Raw genomic sequence first — 16968 nt, 5'->3', positions numbered from 1 at the left:
TTAGCATTTTATATAGGACTATATCGTCAAAAAGGAATTATGCACATGAAATGGATTTTATCATTAGGCCTAGCGTTTTCTTTGTCAGCTTTTGCGCAAAAAGATACTGACGTTGTTGCCACTGTTGGTAACAAAAAAATCACTTTAGGTGAGTTTAATAAAAAATATAAAGAAGTGACATCTCAGGTGATCACCAATGTTCCAAGCAGAAAAGTTTTTTTAGAAGACCTTATCCGCTACGAAATTGGCTTACAAGAAGCCAAAAAACGTAAACTGGAAAACGACCCAATGGTGCAAGACCGTTTAAACCAAGAGCTTTACAAAGGCTTACTTGAAAAAGAACTAGGTCAAAAGGTTCAAGAGAGCAAAGTAACTGAAGCAGAGATGAAGGCTTACTATGCGAAAAACCCGCAAATCCGCGTTTCTGATATCTTAATCGAGGTTAAGCCGGGCGCTACCCAACAACAGCGCGACGAAGCTAAAAAACGCGCCACTGAAATCTTAGGCGAAGTTTTAAAATCTAAGCGTCCGTTTGAAGAGCTGGTTCGTTTATACTCAGACGATTTAACAACGAAAAACTTGGGCGGCGATATCGGCTGGCAATCTCGTTTAACGTTAATTCCGGCTTACTACGATGTGGCTTTAAAAATGAAAATTAACGAAATAACTCCTAATCTGGTTGAAACGCCTTTTGGTTTTCATATTTTCAAATTAACAGGTAAACGTTCTTACGAAGAAGCTACAAAGCGCGAAATCCGCATGGCCGTATTCGACGAAAAACGTAAAGTCTTATTCGATGCTTTTTTCGCTAACTTAAAAAAGCAATACCCGGTAAATGTTAACTCTAAGCTGGTTGAATAATTTAAAATTAAATTTGCCACTTAGAAAAAGCCCCGCCAAGTTAGCGGGGTTTTTTGTTTGTATTACGCTGGCTTTTTCAGGCTGCGATTTATTTTCTTTTTCAACGAAATCCAAAGTTGTGCTTCAGGTCGAAAACCGAACGATGACCCTGAGCCAGTTTTCAATGGCCTTGGCCAATCGCCTGAAAGAATTAGATCCTCTTTCGGCAAAGGACCCTGCAGTACTAAAAACTTTTAAAACCAAAGTGACTACCGATTTTTTAGTCGACGCCCTGATTGAACAGTGGTTTGACGACCAAAAATTAACCCTCGATGCAAAAACTCTCGAGGCCGAACTGGCAAAAATAATCTCCCAGTTTCCAAGCGACAAAGATTTTCGTGATGAACTGGCTTCGCAGAACAAATCTTATCAGGACTGGCGAAAAGCCGTTGAAATCGGCCTCAAGCGCGAAAGGCTTTTTTCTGAACTGCGCAAAGAAATGGCCACGCCCACCGATGAGGAGCTAGAGGCGCATTACCAGGCTAACAAGCTTAAGTACTTTCAGAACGAATCGGTTCAGGCCGAATCAATTTTATTGCAGGATGAAAATCAAGCCGATGTGATCAAAAAGCTCTACCGCAAGCGTACGCTAGAAAGCCTTTTTAAGGAGTATTCTTTAGACCGCGCAAATCCTGCCGCCATGAAATACGGTTGGATTGAGCGCGCCTCAGGATCTCCGCTTGAACCGTTATTTATTTCTAAAAAAGCGGAGCTAATCGGGCCGATTCAAGTAGCCGAAGGCTACCGCCTTTTTAAAGTAACTCAGCGCAAGCAGTCGTTCCAGCGTACGTTCAATGAAGTCAAGCCACAGATCAAAGCTGAGGTCGTGGCGCTGCGTGAATCTGCGCGCTTTTCGGCCTGGCTAGACGAGCAAATTAAGCGCTATAAAATTCTTCGCAATACAGCTGCCATTGACGCTTTGGTCGTTGAAACCCGCGAAGAATAAAGAGATATTCTTGGGATGAAAAAGTACTTCATTCCATTAGTATTAAGCTTAGTTTCTTGTCTTGTTTTGGCGGCTCCGGCCAAAGAATCTCCTGCCAAAAAATCTGATAAAGCAGACCTTGTTGATAAAATTATTGCCACCGTTGGTTCCGAGGCCGTATTGCAGTCAGACCTAAACGAAGTTCCTTCGCGTTTAAAAAAAGAGGGCTCAATCGATGAGACCATGTTATTGGACGATAAAATTGAAGATTTAAAATCAAACCGCAACACCCAGCTGCAGTTTTTAATCCGCGAAAAACTTGTTGAATCAGAAATCAAACGCCAGAACTTATCTTTTACCGATGAGCGTGTTAATGAAGAGATGTCTGAAATGGCAAAGAAAAACGGTATGAACAAGTCTGAACTGGAAGCTTATATTAAAAGACAGGGCTTCAGTGTGGCTGATTACAAAAAAACCTTAAAAGCGCGCATGGAGCGTAAAAACTTTTTTGAAACCGAAATCGTCTCTAAGCTCCGCATTACCGATGATGACGCCTACAACGAATATAAAATACGCAATCCTAAATACAAACCGAACGTGAACGAATTTAAAGTGGCAATGATTTTCTTTAACCCACGTAAGGGCTCGCCGGAAGAAGCTCTGAAACGTGCTGACAGTGTTTATAAAAAACTGCAGGCTGGCGAATCGTTTGAATCACTGGCCGACAAATACAATGAAGACCCGAACGCGAATCCAGGCGGGGTTTTGGGTACTTTTAAAACCGGTGATCTAAACCCAGAAATGGAAAAAGCCGTAGCCAATCTTGAGGCCGGCGAAAATTCGCAGATCGTGCGCACTTCGCGTGGTTACCAGATTTTAAAGGTGTTGGATAAAAAAGTAACCCAGGATCCGATGTTCGTAAGATACAAAGAGCAGATCAAAGCGGGCTTGGTTGAGAAAAACTTTAAGCGCCAGTTAAAAAACTGGTTCGAATCAAAAAAACAAGAAGCTTACATTAAAATTTATGAGTAAGTTGTTTTCGGCCGTTGCCATTACCACGGGCGATCCAGATGGTATTGGCTTCGAGGTCACAGCAAAAGCGCTAGCAAAACTCGGTCCGCAGAAGAACACTTCGTTTTTTTTATTTCGCGATAAAAAGCAGGAAAAAAAACAGAAGCGCTACTTTAATCTGATTGATCAAAAGTTTTCACGTTTAACATTTACCTCTGCGCGTTCAGCGCTGGCCTTTTTTTATATTTTAAAAAATGCCAATGCGCTCGACGGCCATTTTCTGTTTGATTTAGAGCTTTCCAGCAATGCGGCCGAATGGATCGTTGAAGCCACCGAACTTTGCCGTGATAAGATGATGACCTCGCTGGTTACGGCACCGGTTTCAAAAACACTGATCAAAGAGGCTGGTTATAAATTCGTAGGGCATACCGGAATTTTTAGGCATTACTTTCCGAAGAACCCCATGTTTATGGGTTTTATCGGTAATAAATTTAACGTGATCATTGCAACTGACCATATAGCCATAAAAGATATCGAAAAAGAGTTATCCCCAAAGAAACTCACAGCCAGCCTGGCAGCCGCCAAAAAGCTGCAAGCCCTGCTATCTAGTGGTAAGCCGGTAGGTCTTTTAGGACTCAATCCGCATGCCGGCGAAAAAGGTGTGGTTGGATCATTTGAACAAAAATTCTTACTGCCGCTAGTAAAAAAACATAAGTTTCTCAGCGGTCCGCTTTCGCCAGATGCAGCATTTTTTCCTGAAAACTGGTCAAAGTATTCGACTTATTTGGCTCTCTATCATGATCAGGGTTTAATACCGTTTAAAATGATTCATGGCCAGGATAGCGGCGTGCACATTACATTAGGACTACCATTTCTACGTACCAGCGTAGATCATGGAACGGCTAAAGATATTTATAATAAAAACAAAGCTAACGCCAACTCGATGCGTGAAGCGATTGAATTAAATATTAAATTATTAAAGAAGGGACAGCAGATATGATCATCAGCCCAATTATTTTTCGTGAATACGATATTCGTGGAGTTTACAATAAGCAATTCGACGATGAATTCGCTTACTACCTAGGAAAAGCGTTCTGCTCGTTTGTGCAGAAAAAAACCGGCAAAAAGTCTTTTCGTTTATCATTAGGTCATGATGCCAGAACGTCTTCTGTGCCATTAATCGAAAATCTTAAAAAAGGATTTGTTGAATCGGGTGCTGAGGTTTACATGCTCGGCATGGTGACTTCACCGATCAGCTATTTTTCTACCTTTGCTCTGGATCTAGATGGCGGCATCATGGTAACCGGTTCGCATAACCCGCCAGAGTACAACGGCTTTAAGATTTCTTTTGGCAAAACCACTATCCATGGCGCCGAAATTCAACAGCTTTACAAAATTATTTCTGAAAATGACTATGTCACTAACCCGGGTGGTTCGGCAAAAAGCTACGATATCTTTCCGGATTATTTAGAACGCTATAAAAAAGAATTTGGCCAGTTAAAGCCAATCAAGGTCGTTCTTGATTGCGGCAACGGCGCCGGCGGCGTAATTGTAAAACGCTTATTTGAAGCCGTGGGTTTAACTCCAGAAATTTTATTTGAAAAACCAGATGGAACTTTCCCAAATCACCATCCTGATCCAACTGTCGAAGAAAACCTACAGGATCTTGCGAAAAAGGTTAAAGAAACCGGTGCTGTAGTTGGTATCGGATTTGACGGCGATGCGGACCGTATTGGTATCGTCGATCACACCGGTAAGATGATTTACGGCGACGAGTTAATGACGATCTACGCTCGTTCAGTATTGGCGACAAAAAAAGGTGAAAAAATTGTTGGTGATGTAAAGTGCTCTGACAGAATGTACAATGATATCGCCAAACACGGTGGCGTGCCGGTGTTATGGAAAACCGGCCACAGCTTAGTAAAGGAAAAAGTTAAATCAGAAAAAGCACCGTTCGGCGGTGAAATGTCTGGTCACGTATTCTTTGCTGACCGCAACTATGGTTACGACGACGCTCCATACGCAGGGCTGCGTTTATGTGAAATCTTATCACAAACCGGAAAAAACATTCCGCAGTTATTAGAAGGTTTGCCTCCGGCCTTCAACACGCCAGAAATTCGTATCGACACAACAGAAGAGAAGAAAGTTTTAATCGTTGAAAAAGTTAAAGAAGCATTTTCAAAACCTTCAGACGATTTTAAAGTTAACCTAATCGACGGCATCCGCATCAGCTTTAACGATGGCTGGGCATTGGCTCGCGCTTCAAATACACAACCAGTATTAGTTGTGCGTTTCGAATCATCAACTGAAGCAGGGCTTAAAAAGATCCAAGATTCAGTTATGAATGTTGTGAATAAATACTTATAAAAGCCGGCAGGCCTTTTCACTACAGTTATTTTCAGTCGAAAAAGAATAAACCCAAGGTATGTTGCCTTGGGTTTTTTTATTTTGCTAGCCAATCACTCTTCGAGCCAATAAAAAAAGGCCGGTGATAAAACCGACCTTTCTTAGTTTTAAACTTAGCTGCGAACTGAGGTTCGCAATAAATTAGAAACCGAAACCAGCTGCTGGTAATTTTACGAAAGCAACTAGGAACGCTAAGATAACTAAAGACTCGATAAGAGCTAAAGCTAAGATAAGCGGTGTGAATAATTTGTCAGAAGCAGCTGGATTACGAGCCATACCTTCTAAAGCAGCAGAAGCAGCTTTACCTTGAGCCGCTGTACCACCGAATACCGCTAAACCGATAGCGATAGCAGCAGATAAAGCGATTAAACCGCTGTTTGAGCCAGTTGCTGCTGCAGCTGCATCTTGTGCAAATACGGTAGCAGAAGCTAATAATGTTGTAGCAAATACGATTGCCTTTTTCATGTGTTTCTCCTTGGTATTTTTAATACCAGTTAATTAGTGGTCAGCCTTCCGGCTGATCTTAGTGGTCGTGGGCTGTAGCAAGAGCCACGTAGACCATTGATAATAAAGTGAATACGAACGCTTGAATGACGCAAACAAGCATTCCCATTAAGTAGAACGGAATCGCAGGACCGATCGGGAATAAGTTTAAGAAAACTGTTAATACCGCGTGGTCACCTGTCATCACGTTCGCCAAACGTAAACCTAAAGTTAATGGACGGATAAAGTGAGAGATCAACTCGATGATCAACATTAGCGGGGCTAATGCTAATACTGGGCCCAAGAAATGTTTTAAATAACCTAAGCCACCTTCTTTTAAACCAATCACGTTATACGCTAAGAAAGAAAACACACCGAAAGCAAACGTTGTGTTAAAGTTGTCAGTCGCAGGTGTCATACCCGGGATAAGACCTACAAAGTTGTTGATTAATACAAAAGTAAAAATCGCTGCAAAATATGGAGCGAAATGACGGCCATGGTGACCAATTACTTGATTTGCTAAGTTGTAGATATACTCAGTTAAGAATTCAAAAACACCGCGAACAGAAAATTTGTTCGTCGGGATCACAGCTGCATCGCCAGAACCTAAAGAAACGCGTGCAACTAAGCCAACTACTACACAAAGGATCGTTGCCAACAATAGCGTAGCAACATGGATATAGTGGTGACCAACAAAAGGGATTAATTGCGTCCAGTTAAAATGCATACTTTGTCCTTACGGTTTAATTTTTTTATCTAAACTCTGCTTTAGCAGAGCACCCAGAACAATCGAAACGACAAACGATAAAAATCCGATTAAAACGCCGATTGAATTAAACCAACTCTGGCGGCTCATCTGTATTACGATATATCCAAGTAACGGGTATTTTAATATAATGACCACAACCCCTAGGGCAACGGATTTTTTCTCGAAAACCACTCTCCAAATAACCCAAATCCCTAACAAATTCACAATAAGCAGCAGATGACAAAGTACTGCGGTGAAGGCCATCGGTCCGGTGGCGAAAAACCAGGTGGCAAGGCCGGCAATAATTGCGGTTAAAAGCGATAAACTTGCAATTTTTTTAATCATTTAAATGGTCTTTCTATTGATCTTTATTTTTTTCGATCGCTCGTAACTTAGTGATAAGACTGATAAACCACACAACAAAGGCCAACACAATAAGTAATGCCTTTAGGTAATTTGGGTAGCCCTGTTTAACCAGATACTCACCACCATAAATTGCAAACAAAATAAGCGATATTAATTCAAAGCCGATGGCAGTGAACATCAAGTACTTATTTCGCTTCGGTGGTTTAGGATTTGGCATATTCATTTTCTGACCCCGTTGGTGAAGGGTTTATTCACTAGCTTTTCATTTAAGCGCTTAATTCGCAGATCGAAGTAAGCCTGATCTTTAATTTTATTTTTGTTTTGTTGGAGATAATTGATGGCCGCTTTGTAATCCTGCTTTTCTTCATAGGCCATCGCCACCGCTATATATAGGTTTTCTTCCAAGAAATATTTCGGGTCGCTGGCCAGGATCTGGTTATAATTCTTAACGGCTTCATCGTATTGACCCAGCGACGAATAGGTTTGGGCCTTTAGTTTCAAAAATGCGTTTTTCTCAAATTTTGCCGAAGCCGAAAAGACCTCAATATACTCAAGCGCCGTTTTAAAACTTCCGGTATAGCGGTAACACTGAGCGATTTTAAGCCTGATCTTTTCCAGCTTTTCCGGGTCCTTAATCAGTGATTCAAGCAATAAATATTCTTTAACGGCACTGGTGTAATCCTGGATATTTTCAAAATAAATTTCGGCGATTGCATCCTGCGAAAGCAGGCGAATCGACGCGTCTTCAGATTTTAGAATTAGGTCGCGGTACACGAGTAAAGCTTTATTGTAGTCATGAATCTCAAAACGCAGAATGCGTGCAATCTCAAACTGGGTTTTTGACCACAGACGATTGTTTTTTTCTAATTCAGCTGAGTTTTCTAAAAGATCAACAGCGTCCAAAAACTGACGCTGTTCGATTTTTTCTTGAGCCAAGTGGTAAAACTTTTCAGCTCTGGATTGGCAGGCACTCATAGCACCTGCCGTTAAGAAAAGTATGAATAACTTAGTGGATTTCTTCGCCAGCTTTATCTTCATCATCGACAACAGCTAAACCTGAAACGAACTCTTGCTTCTCATCTAAGTTAATAAGTCTTACACCTTGTGTATTACGTCCAAGAACTGAAATATCAGAGATTTTCATTCTGATAACCTGGCCTTGATCCGTCGATAAGATTAACTCCTGAGCCGCATTTACTTTTAATGTTCCAACCACATTACCAACTTTATCAGTTGTTTTTTGTGTGATGATACCAACACCACCACGCGATTGAACGCGGTACTCGGTAACATCTGAACGCTTACCGTAACCCTTAGAAGTAACCATCAAAAGTGTATCTTTCGTGTCTTTTTCGATCACTTGCATGCCGACAACGATATCGTCTTTAGCCAGCGTAATACCTTTTACACCGCGGGCCGAACGACCCATGCCGCGCACGTCATCTTCATTAAAACGAATCGACATACCTTCTTTCGTGGCGATGAAAATATCTGATTGGCCATCAGAAATCTTCGCTGCTACTAATTGATCTTCTAAATCTGTCGTTAAAGCGATGATACCCGCCTGACGAGGGTTGCTGAAAGAATCCAGAGAAGTTTTTTTGATGATCCCTTTTTCAGTTAACATTACGACGTATTTGTTTTCAGAAAACTCATTCACCGGTAAAATTGCGCGGACTTTTTCGCCGGCCGCCAGCTGAACAACGTTCGCAATTGCTTTGCCTTTAGATGTTCTGTTGCCTAAAGGTAATTTATGAACTTTACACCAGTAAACTTTACCTTTGTCAGTGAACACTAATAACTGAGTTTTTGTTGAGGCCGTAAAAATATCCGTGACGTAATCTTCCTCACGGGTTTCCATGCCTTTTAAGCCTTTACCGCCACGTTTTTGTACGCGGTATTCTTCTGTGTTGATACGTTTGATGTAACCCGTGTTTGTGATTGTCACAACCATCGGCTCATCAGCAATCAGATCTTCATCTTCAAGATCTTCCATATCACCAGTGATTTCCGAGCGGCGCTTGTCAGCGTACTTTTTCTTAATTTCTTCTAATTCACCAATGATGATTTTGTAAATTTCTTTCACGTCAGATAATACAAATTTTAACCAGTTAATCTGTTTGGTGATTTCTTCTAATTCATCGATGATTTTTTGGATCTCTAAACCAGTTAAGCGCTGTAAACGCATCTCTAAAATGGCCACCGCTTGACGCTCAGAGAACTGGAACTTGCTCATTAAGTTTTCGCGAGCCACGTTAGCTTCACGCGATGCTTTAATCGTAGCGATAACGGCATCGATATTATCTAGTGCTTTCTTCAAGCCTTCTAAGATATGGGCGCGTTCTTGGGCTTTTTTAAGTTCGAAGATACAGCGCTTAGTAACAACATCGCGTCTGTGATCAACGAACGCCTCTAACATTGATTTTAAATCAAATGTTACCGGTTGGTTTTTCGCATCGATCGCAAGCATGATGATACCAAAGCTAACTTGTAACTGCGTGAATTTGAATAAGCGGTTTAAAATAACCGAACCGTTTTCGCCACGTTTTAAGATAATAACGACGCGCATACCTTCGCGCGATGATTCGTCGCGGATATCTGAGATACCTTCGATCGTTTTTTCTTTTACCAGGTCGGCAATCGATTCAATTAATTTTGCTTTATTTACCTGGTACGGAAGCTCAGTCACGATAATTTCTTCGTGATCTTTTTTTGTTTCGATTTCAGTGCGTGCTTTTAACGTGATGATACCGCGACCTTTTTTGTAAGCCTGTAAGATTCCCGCACGTCCGGCAATTAAGCCTGCAGTCGGAAAATCCGGGCCAGGGATTCTTTCGATTAAATCATCGATCGAACAGTCCGGATTGTTAATTAAGTGAATGGCGCCATCTACTACCTCGCCTAAATTGTGCGGCGGAATATTTGTTGCCATACCGACGGCGATACCAGAAGAGCCGTTCACTAGTAGATTTGGAAATTTTGATGGTAACACCAACGGGATCTGTAACGAATCATCATAGTTCGGACCATGTGCTACAGTTTCTTTTTCGATATCAGCCAGTAATTCTTCTGCCAATCTCGTCATACGTACTTCGGTGTAACGGGAAGCGGCCGCGCTGTCTCCGTCAATTGAACCGAAGTTACCCTGACCGTCGATCAGCGGGTAGCGAAGCGAGAAATCCTGAGCCATACGTACCATCGTATCGTAGGCGGCATTATCACCGTGCGGATGGTATTTACCGATAACATCACCAACAACACGCGCTGATTTTTTATACGGCTTATCGTGTGTGTTTGAAAGCTCATGTTGGGCAAATAAAACACGGCGATGAACCGGTTTTAAACCGTCACGCACATCGGGTAGGGCGCGACCTACGATTACAGACATTGAGTACTGTAAGTAAGCATCGCGCATTTCTTTGTTGATATCTACGTTAGTAACGCCTTTTACTGGAACGTTGTTGTTGTCATTCGAATCCATTTAATCCATTCCCCTAATTACACATCTAACGAACGCGCCAATAGCGCATTATCTTGGATAAATTTACGACGTGGTTCAACTTGCTCACCCATAAGAACTGAGAAAGTTTCATCTGCCGCGACAGCATCATCAATAGTGACTTTTAATAAATTACGGTTTTCAGGATTTAGTGTCGTATCCCAAAGTTGCTCTGGATTCATTTCTCCTAATCCTTTGTAACGTTGGATATAAATACCTTTTTTCGAGCTTTCCATGATGTTTTCATAGAAGTCGTTGTAATTTTCAAAGTCCTGATCTTCACCGTTTCTAACGATTGTCATCGGTAGCTTAGAAATCGATTGCATATGGTTCCAGATATTTCTGATTTCTACAATTTCAGAGAAATTGATCATGTCAGCAGATAAAACTGTTTTCATCCGGTCAGCGTAACGGGTAGTTTCAACTACTGCTTCAACTTTGCCATCTGTGTTTGTTACAGAGAAATCAACTTCAGTAACACCCAAAGTCGGCTGGTTTGCAATCCAGGCTTTTAAATCAGTTAAAGCTTTTGTTAATTTAGTTTCATCTTTTAGGGTCGAATCTAAATCAGCTACTTTACTCAATAAGAAGTATAGAACATCTCTGTCGTATTTACGTGAAGATGAATGTAATAACGAATTAAATTTTTGAATACCCAAGATGAACTTACGCAATTCAGCGGTTTCAACTTTTTTACCTTTAACTTCAAACGAATCTAAACCTGTTTTTAATAGATGTTCTGTTAATGCAGCTTCATCCTTTAAGTAAGTCTCAGATTGACCTTTTTTAGCGCGGTATAAAGGTGGTTGAGCGATGTAGATATAACCTTTTTCTAATACTTCCGGCATTTGACGGTAGAAGAAAGTTAATAAAAGTGTACGGATATGCGATCCATCCACATCGGCATCGGTCATGATAATAATTTTGTGATAACGGATTTTATCGGCTGAAACATTTTCTTTGCCGATACCTGTTCCTAACGCCGAAATCATCATTTTGATCTCGTCGTTTGATAACATTTTATCAAAACGTGCTTTTTCAACGTTTAAGATCTTACCTTTTAACGGTAAAACGGCTTGTGTCTTACGATCACGCGCCATTTTTGCTGATCCACCGGCCGAGTCTCCCTCCACCAGGTATAATTCACATTTGGCTGGATCGCGCTCTTGGCAGTCTGCCATTTTTCCAGGTAATGATCCGCCGTCGAGTGCTGTTTTACGGCGGGTTAAATCACGCGCTTTTCTAGCTGCGTCGCGGGCGCGGGCTGCTTCCACACATTTAGTCACAATTGTTTTTGCAGTGCTTGGATTTCTATCTAACCAGTCAGCTAATTTATCATTTACTAAAGATTCGACAATACCTTTTACTTCGGCATTTCCAAGTTTAGTTTTTGTTTGTCCTTCGAATTGAGGTTCACGAACTTTAACAGAGATAATCGCAGCTAAACCTTCGCGGATATCTTCACCTTCGATTGATTCTTTAAAATCTTTTAATAGATTTTTCTGAGTCGCGTATGAATTTGTCGTACGAGTTAAAGCGCCACGGAAACCCACTAAATGCGTTCCACCTTCGTGAGTATTGATGTTATTTGCGTAGCAGTAGATAGATTCTGAGTAAGAATCATTCCATTGCATTGCGATTTCTACTTCAACCTGGTCTTTTTCACCTTTGAAGTAAATTACTTCATTGTGAATCGCTTTTTTAGATTGATTTAAGTAAGCAACGAATTCAGCAACACCGTTAGCGTATTGGAAATCAGCTTTTTTGCCCGTTGTTTCATCCGTTAAACAGATGTGAAGACCAGCATTTAAGAAAGCAATCTCGCGAAAACGGTTTGATAATGTATTAAAATCAAAGGCCATTCCCGGTTCTTTAAAGATTTCTAAATCAGGTTTAAACGTTACGATTGTACCGGTACGGTTTGTAGGGCCAACTTTTTCAACTGGGCCATCAGGAATACCTTTGTGGTAAACTTGGCGGTAGTGAGTACCGTTTTTATGCGATTCTGCCTGACAACGAGAAGACAGGGCATTAACAACCGAGGCACCAACGCCATGTAGACCGCCGGAAACTTTGTACGCGCCACCATCAAATTTACCGCCGGCATGGAGAACCGTATAAACAACTTCCATTGCATCTTTACCGGATTTATGTGGACCAACCGGAACACCGCGGCCGTTATCGTCCACCGATAGAGAACCATCGGTATGAATGGTCACGTAAATATTTTTACAATATCCAGCTAAATGTTCATCGACAGCATTATCCGCAATCTCGTAGACAAGATGGTGATAACCACGAATCGTCGTATCACCGATGTACATTCCCGGTCTTTTACGAACGGCTTCAAGTCCTTCTAAGACCTGAATATCGTCTGCGCCGTACTGTTTATCCGAAGATACGGCCGTTGTTGAAACTTGTTCTGACATGAGCACCTCTCACACATTTGCGAAACATCTAAGAAAGAAAAATTCTTTTTAAATTAATTTCTTTAACCGCTGAAATTAACCAGCAGTTTGTACAAATCCATTTTGTACTTTGAAAACGGTGCTTCTATCGATGTTTAGTTTGTTCAAAACTTCGATATCAGTTGAGGTTAAAAATGTCTGAGTTTGAATTTCATTCAACGCCAAAACGAGCGAATTTTGCTTCGTTTGATCTAGCTCCGACAACACATCATCCAATAACAACACAGGATAGAATCCGTTAACCTTGTAATGATACACGATTTGAGCCATTTTGAAAGCTAATATGATAGATCTTTGCTGCCCCTGCGAAGAGAAAAAACGTGAGTCATTTCCGCTATATAGAAATATGACATCATGCTTCTGCGGACCTACTAAACTGATGCCTGCGGAAAGCTCAGCTGGGAGCAGTTCTTGGGCTCTTTTTTTCATTAAATTTATCAACATTTCCTCAGAATTTTCCACAATTTTTTGGTCAGAAATTTCGTAAGAAAAATCAAAAGTCACATTTGGGTTTTTAGTTTCAATTTTAACCAGGGCGTCTTGTACGTAGGGTTTAATCTCAGTCAGGCATTTAATGCGTAAATACGTAAGTTTGCCTGCTAAATGGAAGTAGATCTGATTGATGCTCTCTAAAGTTTGAATACCCATATCGCGCGCGATCTTATCTTCAGCAATATCTCTTAAAATCTTATTGCGTGTTCTTAAGGCTTTTTTAAATTCAAGGATTAGTTGTTTACCGTTTTTGACGCTGGTTTCAATTAAGCTATCCAGAAGCTTTCTGCGCTCGTCATCAGATTCTTTGATCACCGATAAGCTTTCAGGCGAAAAAAGCACAACAGGAGGCAGGTATTGCTCAACCTTGGTGGTTTTTTTATCATTCACCAGAGTTTCTTTTTTATTGCCGATCAGTTTGACCAGAATTTGATATTCAAGATCATTATTTTGTACGCAAGCTTTGATAAATGCGTTTTGCTGACCAAACTGAATTAAAGTTGAATAGTCAGAATATCTGAAAGATTCACCCTCAATCAGCAGATGGATACTTTCAATAAAGTTGGTTTTACCCTGACCATTATCGCCGATAAAAATATTCAAACGTGGAGAAAGCTTGAGATGCGCCTCAGAAATATTTCTAAAGCTTTTAAGCCCCAGAGTATTCAGCTGCATTAAATTCTCATCGGCATGACGACATTCACATAGTCGTTTTTACCAGATGCTTTTAACACGCCAGGAGACACCTGATCATTTAATTCAATTTCTATGCTGTCTTGCTCGATGTTTTTTAGAACATCTTCAATGTATCTGGCATTAAAACCGATTTTTAAATCCGGACCTGAGTAATCAACATCTAGCTCATCTTTAGCATCACCTAATTCAGGATTGCTAGATGTGATTTCTAGTCTGTTGTTGGTAAATGTTAATAGAATCGCTTTTGATTTGGCGTTAGCCAATAAAGAAACTTTCTTTAAAGAAGAAAGAATTGTCTCACGAGGAATTTTGATCTTGTGAGAAAGTTTTTGTGGAATAAACTGTTGATAATTCGGATATTTACCTTCAATCAGTCTGATCATTAATACGCAAGTGCCGCACTTAACAATAAATTGTGAACCTTCGACTGCCACATAAACATCTTCAACGGTGTTCTCAATTAATTTTTTAATTTCAAATAAACCTTTTTTGGGAATAATCACGCCCACTTTTTCGTTAAACGTTAGATTCGAAAAAGATTTTTTAATTAAACTTAATCGGTGACCATCGGTTGCTACCATTGTCACATTGTTTTTATCTGAAGCTTCAAAGAAGACGCCATTTAAATGATAGCGTGTTTCATCGTTAGAAACGCTGTAAATTGTTTTATCGATCATCTGCTTAAATTCTGAAGCATCGATCTTAGAAAAGTTTTCTGATTTATAAGTTGGGAATACCGGATACTCTTCAGCAGCTACACCGACAATCTTTGATAAAAACTTGCCCTGTTTAATTTCTAGGTAGTTATTTTCTTTCTTGGTTAATTGAATCGGACCTTCCAAAAGTTCTTTAGTTAAATCAAATAGGCTTTTAGCGCTTACAGCGACCTTGCCTTCTTCTTTAATCACGGCCGGGCTACTGTCAGTAAGGCTTACTTCTAAATCTGTGGCATAGGCTTTTAATTGATTATTTGCCGTTTCTAAAAGAACGTTCACTAAAACAGGCATCGTGTTTCTTTTTTCAACGATGTTTTGTGTTCTACCGATTAATCCTAATAAATCTTTTTTCTGAATTTCGATTTTCATATAAAGCCTTTTGGTTTTATTGCTTAAATTTTTATGTGCCTTACTAAAGCATGTTCAAATGTATTTAACTACATCTTTTACTTGTTTTTTTGGATCCCAGTTTACCTAATAATATATATATAAATAAGTAGTAGTATTAGTAGGGGCTGTTGTTATCCGTAAAACTCAATTAACTTATTGAAACTTCTATCTTTTCTACGTGGAAAACTCAACCTTTAGCTCACTGTTTTCAGGCCTCAAAATTGGGGGAAACTTTACCCACAAAGTTATACCTAACTAATCCACAGCTCTATCCACAATCCACATGTTATAAACCTGTGATATTGTGGATTTGGTTTACTAACTCGTCGATATCACTTTTGAATTGTAAATCTTTGGCCTGTAGAGATTCGACTTTTTCCAGTGAATTAATCACAGTTGTGTGGTCGCGGCCGCCGAAAGTTTTACCAATTTCTACTAATGACTTGTCTAAAAACTTTTTGATTAAAAACATAGCGATCTGGCGCGGGACCACGATTGGCTTTGCACGGCTGCTAGATTTTAAATCAGTAATGCGGATTTTATAGTATTCAGCAACGATTCTTAAAATTTCATCAACACTAATAGTAGTCGTTGCTTCATGGTGTGATAAAATTTTGCGCGCTAACTCTAAATTCACAGTTACACCCTGAAGTTCTGAGAACATTTTAATTTTGTTCAGATTTCCTTCAAGTTCACGGATTGAACGTTTTGAAATACGCGCTAAATACTGGATAGCATCTTCCGGGATACGCAAATTTTTCTTTTCAGCTTTGTAACGTAATATGGCTATTCGCGTTTCTAGATCTGGCATTGTGATATCAGCAATCAATCCACGTTCTAAACGGGTGCGCGAACGATCTTCTAAATTAAGAATATCTTTCGGCATTCGGTCGCTGGCTAAAATCACCTGACGTCTGCGTTCAATAAATGCATTAATAGTATGGAAGAACTCTTCCTGAACAGCCTGACCACGTTCAATGTACTGTACGTCATCAACCACTAAAACATCGCAGTTTTCGCGATATTTCATACGGAATTTATCCATTTCTTGTCTACGGATAGACTGAACACATTCGTTTAAGAATTTTTCGGCACTGGTATAAACGACACGATAGTGTGGATAGTTTTGGTGAATCTGGTGGATAGCCGCCTTTAATAAGTGCGTTTTACCCATCCCTGATGGTCCATATATAAAGAGAGGATTGTAATCACCTTCACCAGGGCTTTGCGATACATTATATGTAGCCGCGTGCGCGAATTCTGAGTTTTTACCCACAACAAAAGTAGAAAAAGTAAACTCTTCGCCTAAAAGTTCCATGTTTACTACCGGTAGTGGCTTGGCCTGGTTTAATTTATGCTGAACCTGTAACAACTCATCAGAATTTTGCAGGATATCTTGCAGTGATGAATTGGTATCGATCGACGACGATTTTTCAGAAATGACAAAGTTAACTTCGAAATCTTCAGTCACGACGGATTTAATTTCAGCAACAATGGTATCTTTTAAGTTATTGCTGACATAAAAATGATGAAATTTTGAAGGTACAGATAAAGTGAAATGAAATTTATCTTCGACTTTTTCGGTACTGATAAACTCAACGGGTTCTAAATAGGATTCTAAAATGCGGTTCGAACCGCTTTTTTGCTTAATCGAGTTTTTTACTTGGCTCCAGAATGATGAATCCAATTGTGCTGAATTTAACTGCATTGGCCCCCCTAGCAATTAACGGAATGTGGATAACTATCAAAGGCACGGCTAGTTTTCAACAGTTGACCATGACGCCGCGATGTGTTTTAACTAGAGTTCTCTTTTTTGAAAGAGCTTAAAAAACTTGCAATAGACGTCAATCGTCGTAAGAAGAAAAATC

15 protein-coding genes are annotated in these 16968 nt (G+C 40.1%); 5 read left to right on the top strand and 10 right to left on the bottom strand.

Annotation, left to right across the window (positions count from 1 at the left end; translation table 11 throughout):
* Window positions 1-45: 45 nt before the first annotated feature.
* The 5 genes from AC04MM_RS05185 to AC04MM_RS05165 are packed head-to-tail and all read left to right on the top strand — an operon-like array spanning window position 46 to window position 5203.
* Window positions 46-861 (top strand): peptidylprolyl isomerase, encoded by an 816-nt coding sequence (locus AC04MM_RS05185; RefSeq protein WP_475379263.1) that lies wholly within the window; start codon window positions 46-48, stop codon window positions 859-861.
* On the top strand, window positions 836-1846 hold the full coding sequence (locus AC04MM_RS05180) for a peptidyl-prolyl cis-trans isomerase (protein WP_475379262.1): 1011 nt from the start codon (window positions 836-838) through the stop codon (window positions 1844-1846). Before AC04MM_RS05185 ends, AC04MM_RS05180 begins: the two co-directional genes overlap by 26 nt.
* A 15-nt stretch (window positions 1847-1861) precedes the next feature.
* Window positions 1862-2857, top strand: coding sequence for a peptidylprolyl isomerase (locus AC04MM_RS05175; RefSeq protein ID WP_475379261.1), 996 nt, complete (start codon window positions 1862-1864; stop codon window positions 2855-2857).
* The gene (locus AC04MM_RS05170) at window positions 2850-3836 is read left to right on the top strand and encodes a PdxA family dehydrogenase (RefSeq protein WP_475379260.1); all 987 of its coding nucleotides are present in this window, start codon (window positions 2850-2852) and stop codon (window positions 3834-3836) included. The genes AC04MM_RS05175 and AC04MM_RS05170 overlap by 8 nt, the downstream gene beginning before the upstream one ends.
* Window positions 3833-5203, top strand: a complete 1371-nt coding sequence (locus AC04MM_RS05165; protein WP_475379259.1) for a phosphomannomutase/phosphoglucomutase — start codon at window positions 3833-3835, stop codon at window positions 5201-5203. The genes AC04MM_RS05170 and AC04MM_RS05165 overlap by 4 nt, the downstream gene beginning before the upstream one ends.
* A gap of 180 nt (window positions 5204-5383) precedes the next feature.
* Here AC04MM_RS05165 and AC04MM_RS05160 read toward each other — a convergent pair whose 3' ends face one another.
* The 10 genes from AC04MM_RS05160 to dnaA all read right to left on the bottom strand — a co-directional run bounded on the left by AC04MM_RS05160 (window position 5384) and on the right by dnaA (window position 16808).
* Window positions 5384-5707: an ATP synthase F0 subunit C gene (locus tag AC04MM_RS05160; protein ID WP_475379258.1), complete on the bottom strand. Its 324-nt coding sequence runs from the start codon at window positions 5705-5707 to the stop codon at window positions 5384-5386.
* A gap of 58 nt (window positions 5708-5765) precedes the next feature.
* Entirely contained in the window at window positions 5766-6452 is a 687-nt protein-coding gene (gene atpB, locus AC04MM_RS05155) for a F0F1 ATP synthase subunit A (protein WP_475379257.1), read from the bottom strand.
* Between the two features lie 9 nt (window positions 6453-6461).
* Window positions 6462-6818, bottom strand: coding sequence for a hypothetical protein (locus tag AC04MM_RS05150; RefSeq protein WP_475379256.1), 357 nt, complete (start codon window positions 6816-6818; stop codon window positions 6462-6464).
* Window positions 6819-6831: 13 nt separating this feature from the next.
* The gene (locus AC04MM_RS05145; protein ID WP_475379255.1) at window positions 6832-7062 is read right to left on the bottom strand and encodes a hypothetical protein; all 231 of its coding nucleotides are present in this window, start codon (window positions 7060-7062) and stop codon (window positions 6832-6834) included.
* On the bottom strand, window positions 7059-7880 hold the full coding sequence (locus AC04MM_RS05140; RefSeq protein WP_475379254.1) for a tetratricopeptide repeat protein: 822 nt from the start codon (window positions 7878-7880) through the stop codon (window positions 7059-7061). The genes AC04MM_RS05145 and AC04MM_RS05140 overlap by 4 nt, the downstream gene beginning before the upstream one ends.
* Window positions 7846-10320 (bottom strand): DNA gyrase subunit A, encoded by a 2475-nt coding sequence (gene gyrA / locus AC04MM_RS05135; protein ID WP_475379253.1) that lies wholly within the window; start codon window positions 10318-10320, stop codon window positions 7846-7848. The genes AC04MM_RS05140 and gyrA overlap by 35 nt, the downstream gene beginning before the upstream one ends.
* 17 nt (window positions 10321-10337) lie before the next feature.
* Window positions 10338-12767, bottom strand: coding sequence for a DNA topoisomerase (ATP-hydrolyzing) subunit B (gyrB, locus tag AC04MM_RS05130; RefSeq protein ID WP_475379252.1), 2430 nt, complete (start codon window positions 12765-12767; stop codon window positions 10338-10340).
* A gap of 75 nt (window positions 12768-12842) precedes the next feature.
* On the bottom strand, window positions 12843-13973 hold the full coding sequence (gene recF / locus AC04MM_RS05125; protein ID WP_475379251.1) for a DNA replication/repair protein RecF: 1131 nt from the start codon (window positions 13971-13973) through the stop codon (window positions 12843-12845).
* Complete coding sequence (dnaN, locus tag AC04MM_RS05120) at window positions 13973-15079, bottom strand: DNA polymerase III subunit beta (protein ID WP_475379250.1); 1107 nt, start codon at window positions 15077-15079, stop codon at window positions 13973-13975. The genes recF and dnaN overlap by 1 nt, the downstream gene beginning before the upstream one ends.
* A gap of 307 nt (window positions 15080-15386) precedes the next feature.
* A complete protein-coding gene (gene dnaA, locus AC04MM_RS05115; protein ID WP_475379249.1) occupies window positions 15387-16808 on the bottom strand; it encodes a chromosomal replication initiator protein DnaA in 1422 nt (473 codons plus the stop codon).
* Window positions 16809-16968: the final 160 nt, after the last annotated feature.

Source organism: Bdellovibrio sp. SBM16 (genome assembly GCF_056175625.1).
This window is presented reverse-complemented; position numbering and strand designations above follow the sequence as displayed.